Here is a 13,886-nt window from a genome sequence, read left to right as displayed (position 1 = left end):
TGGTAAGGGTCGACATATACTGAAAAGGATTGTCGGCCCTTTACTTTCTAGAAGTTCAAAAAAATTATCAGATAATTATTACACAAAAAGAGCCTTACAAATTAATGCAAGGCTCTTTTCAATTATATCCCTAAGGAGTTTAAAATCTATTTATATAAAGGAAAAGCACTAACCAACTTAATAACTTCAGCTTTAACTGCGTTTAAATTTGATTCATCTTCTGGGTTTGTTAAAACCTGATCTATAAGTTCAACAATTTTTTCCATTTCAGCTTCTTTTAAACCACGAGTTGTAATTGCTGCAGTACCAACACGAATACCCGAAGTAACAAATGGTGATTTATCATCAAAAGGAACCATGTTTTTGTTAACGGTAATTTCGGCTTTCTCTAAAGCATTTTCTGCAACCTTACCCGTGATATTTTTATTACGAAGATCGATCAACATCAAGTGGTTATCGGTGCCACCAGAAATTATACCGTATCCTTTAGCAACAAAAGCTTTAGCCATAGCCTGAGCATTTGCAGCAACTTGTTTAATATAAGTTCCGTACTCCTCAGTTAAAGCTTCGCCAAAAGCAATTGCCTTAGCTGCAATAATATGCTCTAAAGGACCACCTTGAGTACCTGGAAAAACAGCCATATCAAGTAAATTACTCATCATACGGGTTTCGCCTTTTGGAGTTTTTAATCCCCATGGATTTTCAAAATCTTTTCCCATCATAATCATCCCACCACGTGGACCACGTAAAGTTTTGTGGGTAGTAGTAGTTACAATATGACAATGAGGAAGTGGGTTAGCCAATAATCCTTTTGCAATTAAACCAGCTGGGTGAGAAATATCTGCTAAAACTAAAGCACCAATTTTATCAGCAACTGAACGAATAAAAGCATAATCCCACTCACGAGAATAAGCAGAAGCACCACAAATAATTAATTTTGGTTTTTCAGCAAGAGCTACTTCTTCTAATTTTTTATAATCAATAAGTCCGGTTTCTTTTTCTACACCATAAAAAAGAGGCTGATAAAGTTTACCAGAAAAATTAACAGGAGAACCGTGCGTTAAGTGTCCGCCATGAGAAAGATCAAATCCTAAAATTTTATCTCCAGGTTGCAAAATTGCTAACATAACTGCCGCATTTGCTTGTGCACCTGAGTGTGGCTGAACGTTTACCCACGCAGCGCCAAATAATTCTTTAGCTCTATCAATTGCAATTTGCTCTACCACATCTACCACCTGGCAACCACCATAATAGCGTTTTCCTGGTAAGCCTTCTGCATATTTATTGGTAAGTACTGAACCAGCAGCTTCCATAACCTGCTTGCTTACAAAATTTTCTGATGCGATAAGTTCTAAGCCGTGCTCTTGTCTGCTTAATTCTTTATCAATAAGTTCAAAAATTTGGGTGTCGCGTTTCATCCTATATTGGTTTCTAATTTTTTGGCAAAAGTAAAGAATTTTATTGAGAGACCCATTAGAAGAATAGACAATAGAATTAAACAATACTATTACTATTCAACATTTTGAATAAAACTTTATAAAATTAATGTACAGCTTTTACATTAAAGTTATTATAACCACTACCAATTGTAATTTCTACTATTTGTTGTTGCAGCATTTCTAAAATTGCCAGGAAATTATACACGAAATGAACCTTATTTTCAGAGTTTTTCAGTACCAGAGCAAAATCAATCTGTTTATTAATATCCAGCAAGTTCGCAATAAAGTGTTTTTGCTGCTCAATAGTGTATGGATATTGCACAACAGTATGCTTTACTTCTTCGCTTCGCAATTCATATTTTTGCATCGTGCGATGATAAACGACCAAAAGTTTGTACAAATCTAAAGATAAAAGCTCATCCTGGTGGGTAGATGACTCTGCAGCAAGCGATAAATCATGTTCAATATTTCCTCTGCGTTCCTGTTGCATCCTCGCATCTTCAAAAACCTTAAGTTCTTCAGCAGCGGATTTAAATTGTTTATAGGCAATCAGTCGAGCAATTAAATCTAATTCAGGATTAATTTCATTTCCTGCCTCATCAATTTCTATCCTTGGTAGCAGCATTTTTGATTTAATGCGCATTAAAGTAGCAGCCACTAAAATAAATTCACTCGCCACTTCTACATTTAAGGCCAATAAACGATGGATATACGCCAGAAAATCATTTGTAATTTTTGCAATTTCAACATCTTGAATATTAAGCTCGTCCCGTTCTATAAAAAACAGCAACAAATCGAAGGGGCCCTCGAATACCGGAAGTTTTATTTCAAAATTTTCAGCTTGCATCAGTCAAAACAAACATAGTAATTTTTAACAAGAGATAATCTTCTGCCTTAAATGATTTATATTGATTTTAAATAGTATTATTTAACAACTTTACTCGTAAACAATTGTTTACTTTGATAATCACTTTACACTTATTAGACGATTTTTCTTCAATATTAAATCTAAAATACCGTAATTTGTACCTTGTTTTTTACCAAAATACCGCATGCAAGTAAAAGCTGGTCCACTATTATCTAAAATTAACTACCCTGCTGATTTAAAGCAGTTTAGCGAAACTGACTTAGAGCAAATAAGCCAGGAATTACGACAATACATTATTGATGTAGTAAGTATAAATGGCGGGCATTTTGGCTCCAGCCTAGGCGTTGTAGAGCTTACTGTTGCTTTACACTATGCTTTAAACACTCCATATGATAAATTAGTATGGGATGTAGGGCACCAAGCTTATGGTCATAAAATCCTAACAGGAAGAAGAGATCTTTTCCATACAAACCGCATTTATAAAGGTATTAGTGGCTTTCCGAAAATTTCTGAAAGTGAATATGATACTTTTGGCGTAGGGCACTCATCTACTTCTATTTCTGCTGCATTGGGTATGGCTGTGGCGTCGCAACTTAAAGGCGAAACCGATCGCCAGCATGTTGCCGTAATTGGCGATGGTGCAATGACGGCAGGATTAGCTTTTGAAGGCTTAAATCACGCAGGAATCGAGAATAGCAATGTTTTAGTTATCTTAAATGATAACTGCATGTCTATCGATCCAAATGTTGGTGCATTAAAAGAATATTTAACCAATATTACAACCTCTAAATCTTATAACCGTTTTCGGGATGACATATCAAATGTATTAACAAGCCTTTCTAAATTAGGACCTAATGCGCATAAGTATGTTAAAAAGATAGAGAAAAGTATAAAAGGAACACTTTTAAAACAAAGCAATTTATTTGAAGCACTAAACTTTAGATATTTTGGTCCAGTTGATGGACATGATGTAAAACGTCTGGCTTCAGTTATAAAAGATCTTTCGGCCATTCCAGGTCCAAAACTATTACATTGCGTTACCGTAAAAGGAAAGGGCTTTGCTTTAGCAGAAAAAGATCAAACCAAATGGCACGCCCCAGGTTTATTTGATAAAATTACCGGCGAGATTAAAAAAAGTATTCCAGATAAGCCACAACCACCAAAATACCAGGATGTATTTGGCCATACTATGGTTGAATTGGCTGAAGCAAATAAAAAAATTGTAGGTATTACGCCTGCAATGCCTTCAGGTTCATCATTAAATATTATGATGAAAGCAATGCCAACCAGAGCATTTGATGTTGGAATTGCAGAACAACATGCCGTTACATTTTCAGCAGGATTAGCAACACAAGGATTGGTCCCTTTTTGCAATATCTATTCTAGCTTTATGCAACGAGCATACGACCAGGTAATCCATGATGTAGCAATTCAAAAGTTAAATGTTGTTTTTTGTCTGGATCGTGCAGGTTTAGCAGGAGCGGATGGCGCAACACATCATGGCGCATACGATATAGCTTATATGCGTTGCATACCAAACATGATTGTAGCTTCACCAATGAATGAGGAAGAACTGAGAAACCTGATGTATACTGCTCAACAGGAAAACATGGGGCCCTTTGTAATTCGTTATCCTCGTGGTAATGGGGTAATGCCTGATTGGAAGAGACCTTTTAAAGCTTTAGAAATTGGTAAAGGTCGTAAAATCTGTGATGGTGAAGATGTAGCAATATTAACAATAGGCCATGTGGGTAATTTTGCTGTAGAAGCACGGGCAGAATTAAACAGCGAGGGTTATTACCCTGCCCACTATGATTTACGTTTTGTTAAGCCATTAGATGAGCAAATGCTTCATGAAGTATTCTCAAAATATAAACAAGTAATTACTGTTGAAGACGGATCGCTTCCAGGCGGTGTAGGCTCTGCTGTTTTAGAATTTATGGCAGATCATAATTACAATTCAAATGTGATTCGTTTGGGTATTCCTGATCATTTTATAGAACATGGCGAACAGCCAGAATTATGGGCAGAATGTGGTTATGATAAAAACTCAATTATAGAAGCAGTAAAGAAGGTTGCTGTAAAACGAACAACTAATAGCATGGTTGGGTAATTTAGCTTCTGGATTAAATTTCCCAAATATAATGATATAAAAAACCCCATCTAATTGTATTAGATGGGGTTTCTATTTTGCTCCCTTATTGATTAAAAATCGTGGTAAATATTTCTGAATGTACTTCTTAGTCCAATGGTGATTAAACCCGTATTATTTACGCCTAGGGTATTACTTTCCCTTCTGTAAGTACCGGCAACTTCTATACGCAAATTATACTTAGGATTTAGTAAATAAGCCACCTGGCCTTTGGCGTAATACAAATCAGTAGTAATTCCTTGCCCAATATGACTACCATATTGAACAGAACGGGTATCATAGCTTTTAAATATATCCCCGCCATAGTTCATGCCATCAGGATCAAGGCCATATCTAGAGTATAAAGCCTCACCCTGGAAATCAAAACGTTTGTAACTATAATTTAACATGCCTAAAAATTCTCTGAAATTAGCGCCGCGTGGGTGTGCTAAAGATTGATTATAATTGGCATAATTAGAAATACGATCGAAATGTGCATAAGTATAAGGACGAGCAGTATTAAATTCTGCTAAATAATTTAAACCTGGAACGGCAAAAAGATCCGATCCACGAACACCAAATTGCACCGCATACTTATTTGCCCAATAGCCATTACCTGCAAAAAATTCTTTTGCTGTAAACTCATCAAACATAAATTGACCATATAAGGTAGTTTTCTTTAACAATTCATATTTAAGGTTTATTCCTAAACGCATTTTATCAGGAGAGGTTGTGTTAGTATTTTCTACCGGACGCAAAAACATAAATGGGTGAATATAATTAAAGTCAAAACCTCTTTTACCTTCTACTTCGGCATCTGCCCAGGTAACAGCTTGAAAAAAACCAACAGAAAAACGATTAGTCGCGTTCCAATCTACATAGTGTGCAGCCATCCATTTACCACGATCACCTAAACGCCTGTCTGAAGCTAATTTAGGAGCCCCAGGATCTAACATATAAGCAAATATGGTTTGATATTGTACACTACCCAATGTAGCTCTAACTCTAAAAAAAGAGTAATTTGATGAAACATCAGAAAGTAGCATCGAACGATATCCGTCACCTATAAAGTTTTTATCATAACCCAAAGCAAAGTTTAGATATTTACTAGGTGTATAAGAAAGTAATGCTGTAACATAAGACCAATCCTGTGTATTTGTTGCCAATTTGCCATAACCCTGTCCTGGCACAACCTGATTTTTAATAATAAAATTATTAACGTAATCGGCAAATTTTCCTTGGTTCTCAAATCCATTTAAATAAAATGAAAATTGTTTACCAACATTTCCACCAACCTGAAAACCACGGGTATTTAACCAAGTTGTTCTATTATTACTTACATCTCTACCAATCTGAAAATCAGGAAGAAAGTCTGCATAGATGTTATAATCTTCATTTTTAAATTCTAACAAGTGCTCTTGAAATAATTTTCTATGCACCCAACTTCTCTTATTCAAGCTATCTGTACCAGCATTCATTAATGAATCATACTGCTGACTCAATTTGCTATCATCAGAGTAAAATCCTTTTATAGAGGAATGAAATTTTGATTGCTGATTATATATTGATGGATTCAGCTTTTGATAAAACTGATAATCGTAAGGAATAATTCTGTTGGGAGTTTCCTGGGCTTTTGATGTTAAAACAAAAAAGGCCATAAAGGCCATATAAAGATATTTTCTCATTAATATTAATCGTTTATCAGTTTATCTAGCTCTTCAAAAATAGAATTCTTACTTTTAAATTCTGGCACCAATTTTTTCATATTCACGACTACCTGCCTGTCATTGCCCGAACGTGCAGATAAAATTAATTCGTAAATCTGGCTTTCTACATCAGCAAAAACATATTCCCTAACCTTTCCAATCATAATTTTTTCATGGTGAGTAGGCATTGTATTTTCATTATCGTTAAGCAATTCTTCGTATAGCTTCTCTCCAGGTCTTAATCCTGAGTATTCAATCTTAACATCAACGTTGGGCTCTAAACCAGCTAATCGAATCATCTTTTTAGCTAGTTCAACAATCTTAACGGATTTACCCATATCAAAAACAAAAATTTCTCCACCCTTGCCCATACAACCAGCTTCAAGTACTAAACGACAAGCTTCTGGAATTGTCATAAAATAACGGGTAATTTCTGGATGTGTAACCGTTACTGGTCCACCTTTTTCAATTTGCTGTCTAAATCTAGGTATAACAGAACCATTTGACCCCAATACATTTCCAAATCGGGTGGTAATGAATTTAGTTATTGGCTTAACATTTAATTCATTTATATAACTCAATCCATTACTAAAAATAAAACCATTTGTGCTTAGCGAGTTATTTAAAGACTGAACATAAATTTCTGCAATTCTTTTAGAAGCCCCCATTATATTGGTAGGGTTTACAGCTTTATCTGTAGAAATCATAACAAATTTCTGCACGCCATATTTTACAGATTTATCTGCAATAGTTTTGGTTCCTAAAACATTCGCTTTTATTGCCTCGGCAGGATTATCTTCCATTAGTGGCACATGCTTATACGCTGCTGCGTGATAAACGTAGTGTGGCTTGTATGTGCTAAATAATTTATCCATGCGCTGTTCATCTCGAACATCGCCAACAAAGGCATGAAAGTTTTTATTACGATTACCTTCTTCTAATTCAAGGTATAATTCATGTAAAGCGGTTTCACTTTGATCACATAAAATAACTAAACCGACATCAAATTTAGATAGCTGACGAACAATTTCACTCCCAATAGAGCCGGCGGCTCCAGTAATCAGGATTCGCTTATTATTAAGCATATTACCTATCCCATCAATGTCTATTTTAATGGATTTACGATTAAGCAAATCCTCAATATTTAGTTTCTGAATTTGTGCGGGTTGTAATTTACCGTTTGACCATACATCTGGCGGAGGAATATTTAGAATTTTAATATCATTTTCAAGACATAAATCTACAATTTGATCCTTACGCTCATCAGGAATAGTATAAGAGGCAAAGATTATCTCATCAAGCTGGTGTTGTTGAATCAAATATTCTAAATTCTTGGCATCTAATATTTTTACACCATCAATAGTTTTCCCAACTTTCCGTTCATCATCATCTACAAATGCCATGATGCTCTTGTTAACTCTAGCATCGTGATCAAACGTACGTTTTGTAGCTAATCCTGCTTCACCTGCGCCATATATGATTACCTTTTTCTTATCTAGCTTTAAATTCTTTATATACATAAAGAAATACTTAATCATTACCCTATATGTTATTAGCAGTAAAAAGCTTGTTAAACCATTGGTAATTAATATAGTATTGGAAATTAACGAACCATTAAAAAAGCTAATAAAGATTAAGTTTAAAACAAAGAAGTTGCCATTAGCGACTAACACAGCGAACAAAATCCTGAAAGAATCTTGGGCACTCGTATAGCGAATTATTCCTGTAAATGTTTTAATATGTAGAAATACTCCAATATTAATTACTGCTAGGATAAGTAAATTTCTGGCAAGTTCGGGAATCTCCACGACTGTCATATCCAGGTTATGCTTTAAACTATAAGCAAAAACCAAAGAGAAGCTACAAATCCATAAATCAATTATGAAAATAATCCAGCGGGGTACAATATTAATTTGAGTAAACAAAGTGCTATAGGCTTTTTTTATCGTAAAGATAAGTATTAATCATAATCAAAACTAAAATAATATACTCATCGACTTGGATACAAGCAAACAACTATCTTGCCAAAAAGTTTAATTCAAATTAATCCTTTTGCTTTTGGCAAATACTATTGTAAATTAAGTAAACGTTGTTTACCTTCTAACTTAAAACGGATTATCAAAAACACTATGCTGAGAGCAAATACTAGTATACAATTGAGAATCATGGAATCCTTAGTCCAGAAAATTAAACATAGGTTAATAATCAATTGAATAGCAAAATAAAGAGCTGAAACTTGTAAATGGGGCCATTTTAATTCGTTAGATAGATACTGATAAAAATGGCTACGATGAGCTTCAAAAATATTTTCTTTTCTAATTACCCTAAAAAAAATGGTAAAAACGGCATCTAAACCATATAACAGAAACAATAGGATGTAACTGAGATTTTGAGTTTTCAAGATCAACAGACCAATTAAGAAAATCAGAATAAAAGCGATACTTACACTGCCAACATCCCCTGCAAAGCATTTTGCTTTTTTTCTAAAATTAAAAAAGTTAAATACCAACAATGCTAAACCTGTACAAATAATCAGGTTTTGATTTGCAAAAGAAAACAAGGTGTTTAGATAGTATAGCGTTATAACAGTAATCAAACTGTAAGCACCTGTTATCCCATTAATGCCATCCATAAAGTTGTAGGCATTGATTGTACCAATTACAAAAATGACGGCTACAACAATCCAGTACCAGTTAAGATCAAATAAATTCCACTGATAAAACATTAAGGCTACAGCCAATAAATGAACACTGAGTCTAATTTTATTGTTTAGGGTTACCACATCATCAATAAAGCTTATAGCTGAAATTAAGAATAATCCAATAACAAAATATGGGTATTCAAAATTGAATAAGAAATAAAACAATATTACTGAAATGGCAAAAATTACACCTCCGCCTCTAATCGTAACTTCTGTGTGAGAACTTCGATGATTGGGCTTATCTATAATATTAAAATGGTCTGCAATTTTGAAATAAGCAAATTCCAAGATAAAAAGTATTAATAAGAATGTAGAGGCAGAAATTATTGTCATTTTGCAAAAGTAGTTTTTCTATAGATACTCATCACCATAATCCTGCACCATTTGTCCTGCAATTTGCTTAATCTCCTGTTCATCAGATTTTGGATAGATTAACAAGACTTTTCCGTCATCAACAATAATGTAATTTTTCATTCCTTTAATAACAGCCGCCTTACCTTCTGGTAATTGAATAATACAGTCTGATGTATCGGTTAGATTCAAATGAGAGCAGCTTAGCGCATTTTCATACTCATCTCTATCTGCAACTTGATGTAAGGAAGCCCATGTTCCTAAATCTGACCATCCAATATCAGAAGGAATAGTATAAACATTATCAGCCTTTTCTAAAATTGCATAATCTATTGAGATATTCGGTGCTTTAGGATAATTTTTATTGATAAAATCCTGCTCAAAAGAAGTATTATAAAATTGATTTCCACCTTTAAAAATTGTATCAATCTCTGGCGAATATTTTTCAAAAGCTCTTTGAATGGATTTAGCCGACCATATAAAAATCCCTGCATTCCATAAATATTTTCCACTAACAAGATATTTTTCAGCTTTATCTAAAGACGGTTTCTCCATGAAAGCCTCTACCTGCTTTATTTCAGCGGCCTGCTTTTGATTCTGAATACTTGATTCTTGATATTTAATATACCCATAACCTGTATCTGGCCTCGTTGGTTGAATGCCTAAGGTAAGCAAAGCATCGTTCGTAGCTGAAAAGCTTAGGGCCAAGTGAACTTTATTCAAGAATTCTTCTTCCTTCAAGATCAGATGATCGGAAGGCGCCACAACAATATTGGCATTTGGATTATTTTTTAAAATCTTATAACTTGCATAGGCAATGCACGGCGCAGTATTATTGCGACTTGGCTCCAATAGAACTCGATCTTCACTTAAAGCTGGTATCTGTTCAAGCACCAAGTCTTTATATTGCTCATTACTTAAAATATAAATATTTTCTTTAGCACATATTTTCAAAAAACGATCATATGTCAGTTGCAATAAAGATTTTCCAAGTCCCAATATGTCAATAAACTGTTTTGGAAAGTGATTCCGACTTTTCGGCCAGAAGCGAGAGCCAACGCCTCCCGCCATGATTAATACATGTGTGTTATTCATAATTTCAGTCTTTTGTAAATGATTTTGCTGTAATAATCAAACCATCTTTAGCACTTAAAGGAAGTGATATATCTAGAACCGTTTTTATTTTTTTATTACTAACCACATAATTTTCAGTCAATTTATTTAAGCGTTCAGTATTTAATGGCAACTTTAAAATATCGCCTACTTTAGCTAAAGTTCTTAAAAACCCATCAGGAATTGCCCAAATTTTAGCAGGTTTATCTATCGACTCTGATAAAATACGTACAACTTCATTTGTAGACAAGGCTTCATCATCTGCCACATTATAAACTCCAGACTCTACATTATTCAATAACAATTCTTTTATTATAAAACACAAATTATCCACGCTTAAAAAAGATCTTTTATTTTTAAATGCCCCTAATGGATAGGGAATTCCTTTCCTTACAAACTTATATAATAGATTTAAATTCCCTTTATTTCCAGGCCCATGAATCATGCAAGGTCGAAGTATATAATATGATTTACCAACAGGTAATGGTTGATTTTGAATATATTCTTCCGCCATTAACTTTGACTTACCATAATGCGTTTGAGGATTTGGATTAGTTTCTTCGGTTAATACTTTTTCTACTACATCGGCAACAGCCTTAACAGAACTTATAAATACAAATTTTTCTGCATTAGACGATAGAAAAGCATCATATAGTTTTTTAGTATTTTCATAATTAACCTGATAGTATTCTTCCCCATTACTCACAGCTTTTAAATCATGTGCTTTTCCGGCCAAATGAACAATGGCATCGATACCATTAACATCAAGAGTATTTATATTGCTTAAACTATCTCTATTAGCTAGTCTAAAATCAATAGCAAAGTCTTCTAAAAAAGATCTGAAATTCCCCCCTACAAAGCCTGTTCCACCAGTAATTAAAGTAATCATTGTAATGAATTATATAAATTAAGATATGATGAAGCCATTTTTTCAGTTGTAAATTCTTTTGCTCTCTGAATGCAGTTTTGAGAGAACTCCTCATAAAGGACTTTATTGTTTATAATTTCCAGAATCGCACTCTTTAACTCCCCAATGCTTTTAGGTTCAACAGTAAGCCCTGTAATCCCTTGCAACGAAACAAATGGCACTCCTGAGTCGAGATTAGTATTAATAACCGGTAACCCATTTGACATACCTTCCAGTTGAACTACTCCAAAAGCCTCTGCCTCATTTATTGATGGTAAAATGAAAAGATCTGACTCTTGGTAATTTAACGCCAGTTCATCATTATTTAGGCCTTTCAAAAACGCTACTCGTTTTTCAATTCCAAGTTCCTTTACTAGAATTTTCAAATTCTGTTCCTCCTCTCCATCACCAATAATTTTTAAATTTACATTTACATCTTTAATGGCATTAATTAAAAAACCAAGTCCTTTATAAGACCGTAATTTGCCGACAAATAACAATCTAAATGGTCTATTTTCTGGGAATTTCCTGGCACGACCTGCTCCTTTGATAATATTTGCGTTATAGCTTAGGGGAATTACCTTCACCTTTTCAACATAATCCTGCAATATATCCGAAGAGCTTAATAATTGAGGTGATGTTACGATTATACAATCTGCTAAATCCAAAAGCTTTCTAATAATTGGATTATAATATTTACCAATCCAACTCCATCTTGAATTCTTAATATTTGCATGCCACGTGATGATCAATTTTTTGTTTTTCAAAATATCCAAATTCCTTAAAAGAGCCAACTCCATATTAGGAAAAGGATAATGGTGGTGTAGAATATCCGTTTCAGTAAGCAATTTTCTCAATTGGGAATATCTAATACTCAATGGCTGACTCCTTAGTAAAAAAGGTGTTCTTTCCTTAATCGATTTTAGTTGTTTAATATCAAGATACTCCCTTTTAATATTTGAGAAGTGGCTATTTGCATAAACTGTAAAAAGATGGTTATCTGACAAAGATATAACCCCTTCCACTATATTTTTTACCACTGATTCCATCCCCCCCTTAGAAGGTTCATAGAATTTAACGGTTTGTAGGACTTTCATTCAATTTAAATTTAATAGCTAAATATCGTTTAACAAGTGAGAATAATAACATCAAGCGATACTCTATTTTAAAAAGCAAGCTATTTTCACTTAATTCTGAAGATGCAGAAAGGTTAGCACCATGTCTTCTGTATTTCACTAACTTTTCACTAGTAAAATATACGTTATTAAAAATTTTTGCAACCATACCAATCCAGATATCATGAGGGACAGGCAGTTTAGGAAAAGGCAAAGCATATTTTAGACAATCTCTTTTAAATGCCATGCAACACCCTAAATATCTCCCACTTATCAGATTTTTAAATAAGCTATCTGTAGGTTTTATTTTTACAAAATAAGATGGAGCAATTACTCCCCCTCTTTCATCCATAATCTCACAATCATTTACGACTAAGTCATGTACCAGTAATAGCTCTTTAACCACACTTATTCTATTTTGATTCCACACATCGTCTTGATCAGCTAAGATTATAATATCACCCTCTGCTTTGAGAATTGCATTTTCAATATTTCTAGTTGTTAGATTGAATTTATACCTCTTTTCAGGCTTAGGAACATGATTTAAGATTTTAATCCTAGAATCCTCAAGAGACTTGATAAGCCTAATTGTATTATCCGTTGAACCGTCATCAGAAATAATAATTTCATCCTTTTGTTCTAACTGCATCAGTATTGAATCTAGTTGTTTAATAATAAAGCCCTCGCCATTATAAGTTGTTATACAAACTGAAATCATCACGATATTTTAATAAAAAATCTTTGTTTAATAAACTCGAAAGATCTATGCTTATAAGTCAATTTTAAACAATGCGCCAAATCTAATGAAAAGAAAATAGTCAATTTTGATCTATTGACTGAATAAGCCCTTATATCTCGTACAAAATGTTTATATCTTGACAAATCCTGTTGTAAATTATTTGTATGAGCAGAAAAGTCTTGAACTAAATCGATATCTAAAATATAAAAGTTTTGAATTCGTTTTTTTGCTCTAGAAATAAACTCATGATCACATAAATCAATCCGTAACCGTTCATTGTAACCTCCAGCTTCAATAAAAAAATTCACATTTATCATAATTCCACTATTGATGCAGGATATCCTTTTTGCTGATAGATTCTTTTCAGTTATTTCTTTAATCCAAAACGATCTATGAAACATGTACCAACAAGGGGACAATAATTTATCATTTGCCCATACCTTTGGTAATTTTATAGGATCAGAGGTAGCATTAGACTCGTTCAAGTATGCTAAATATGACTTTAATGGTAGAACCGTATCCTGATCTAAATATATAACCCATTTGAAACCATTTTGGTCTGCATAAGCATTTATTTTATTATAAGCAAAAGAGATCCCGGGGTTTGTTGGAAAATGAATATATACAATTTTGATGTTCTTTCTAACAAAATTTTGATCAATGCTCCAATTCACTACATCCGTATTATCAATAACAAGGATCGTTAGCTCAGCGTCCTCAACCGATTCAAATGATTCAATTAAGGACAAGAACGAATTACATTCATAAAATTTTTCCTTATAAGTAACAATACCAAATAAAATTTCCTTTTTCATC

The 13,886-nt window shown here is 33.6% G+C and carries 11 protein-coding genes; 1 reads left to right on the top strand and 10 read right to left on the bottom strand.

Annotation, left to right across the window (positions count from 1 at the left end):
- Window positions 1-146 precede the first annotated feature (146 nt).
- Both glyA and EHC72_RS03780 read right to left on the bottom strand, forming a co-directional pair.
- Window positions 147-1,418: a serine hydroxymethyltransferase gene (glyA, locus tag EHC72_RS03785; RefSeq protein ID WP_131536283.1), complete on the bottom strand. Its 1,272-nt coding sequence runs from the start codon at window positions 1,416-1,418 to the stop codon at window positions 147-149.
- 124 nt (window positions 1,419-1,542) lie between these two features.
- Window positions 1,543-2,286, bottom strand: coding sequence for a segregation and condensation protein A (locus tag EHC72_RS03780; protein ID WP_131536281.1), 744 nt, complete (start codon window positions 2,284-2,286; stop codon window positions 1,543-1,545).
- Window positions 2,287-2,491: 205 nt separating this feature from the next.
- Here EHC72_RS03780 and dxs point away from each other — a divergent pair, with 205 nt between their 5' ends.
- Window positions 2,492-4,420, top strand: a complete 1,929-nt coding sequence (gene dxs / locus EHC72_RS03775) for a 1-deoxy-D-xylulose-5-phosphate synthase (RefSeq protein ID WP_131536279.1) — start codon at window positions 2,492-2,494, stop codon at window positions 4,418-4,420.
- 92 nt (window positions 4,421-4,512) lie between these two features.
- Here dxs and EHC72_RS03770 read toward each other — a convergent pair whose 3' ends face one another.
- The 8 genes from EHC72_RS03770 to EHC72_RS03735 form a co-directional block, all read right to left on the bottom strand.
- The gene (locus EHC72_RS03770) at window positions 4,513-6,123 is read right to left on the bottom strand and encodes a gliding motility protein RemB (protein WP_131536278.1); all 1,611 of its coding nucleotides are present in this window, start codon (window positions 6,121-6,123) and stop codon (window positions 4,513-4,515) included.
- 5 nt (window positions 6,124-6,128) lie between these two features.
- Window positions 6,129-8,069: a polysaccharide biosynthesis protein gene (locus EHC72_RS03765; RefSeq protein WP_131536276.1), complete on the bottom strand. Its 1,941-nt coding sequence runs from the start codon at window positions 8,067-8,069 to the stop codon at window positions 6,129-6,131.
- A 143-nt stretch (window positions 8,070-8,212) separates the two neighbouring features.
- Window positions 8,213-9,178 (bottom strand): MraY family glycosyltransferase, encoded by a 966-nt coding sequence (locus EHC72_RS03760; RefSeq protein ID WP_131536274.1) that lies wholly within the window; start codon window positions 9,176-9,178, stop codon window positions 8,213-8,215.
- 18 nt (window positions 9,179-9,196) lie between these two features.
- Window positions 9,197-10,291, bottom strand: a complete 1,095-nt coding sequence (locus tag EHC72_RS03755; protein WP_165585758.1) for a mannose-1-phosphate guanylyltransferase — start codon at window positions 10,289-10,291, stop codon at window positions 9,197-9,199.
- Window positions 10,292-10,295: 4 nt separating this feature from the next.
- On the bottom strand, window positions 10,296-11,198 hold the full coding sequence (locus tag EHC72_RS03750; protein ID WP_170311710.1) for an NAD-dependent epimerase/dehydratase family protein: 903 nt from the start codon (window positions 11,196-11,198) through the stop codon (window positions 10,296-10,298).
- The gene (locus tag EHC72_RS03745; RefSeq protein ID WP_131536268.1) at window positions 11,195-12,313 is read right to left on the bottom strand and encodes a glycosyltransferase; all 1,119 of its coding nucleotides are present in this window, start codon (window positions 12,311-12,313) and stop codon (window positions 11,195-11,197) included. The genes EHC72_RS03750 and EHC72_RS03745 overlap by 4 nt, the downstream gene beginning before the upstream one ends.
- Window positions 12,291-13,049, bottom strand: coding sequence for a glycosyltransferase (locus tag EHC72_RS03740; protein WP_131536266.1), 759 nt, complete (start codon window positions 13,047-13,049; stop codon window positions 12,291-12,293). The genes EHC72_RS03745 and EHC72_RS03740 overlap by 23 nt, the downstream gene beginning before the upstream one ends.
- Window positions 13,049-13,885, bottom strand: coding sequence for a glycosyltransferase (locus EHC72_RS03735; RefSeq protein WP_131536264.1), 837 nt, complete (start codon window positions 13,883-13,885; stop codon window positions 13,049-13,051). The genes EHC72_RS03740 and EHC72_RS03735 overlap by 1 nt, the downstream gene beginning before the upstream one ends.
- Between the last annotated feature and the right edge of the window lies 1 nt (window position 13,886).

It is taken from the genome of Pedobacter nototheniae (assembly GCF_004335085.1).
Lineage (GTDB): Bacteria > Bacteroidota > Bacteroidia > Sphingobacteriales > Sphingobacteriaceae > Pedobacter > Pedobacter nototheniae.
This window is presented reverse-complemented; position numbering and strand designations above follow the sequence as displayed.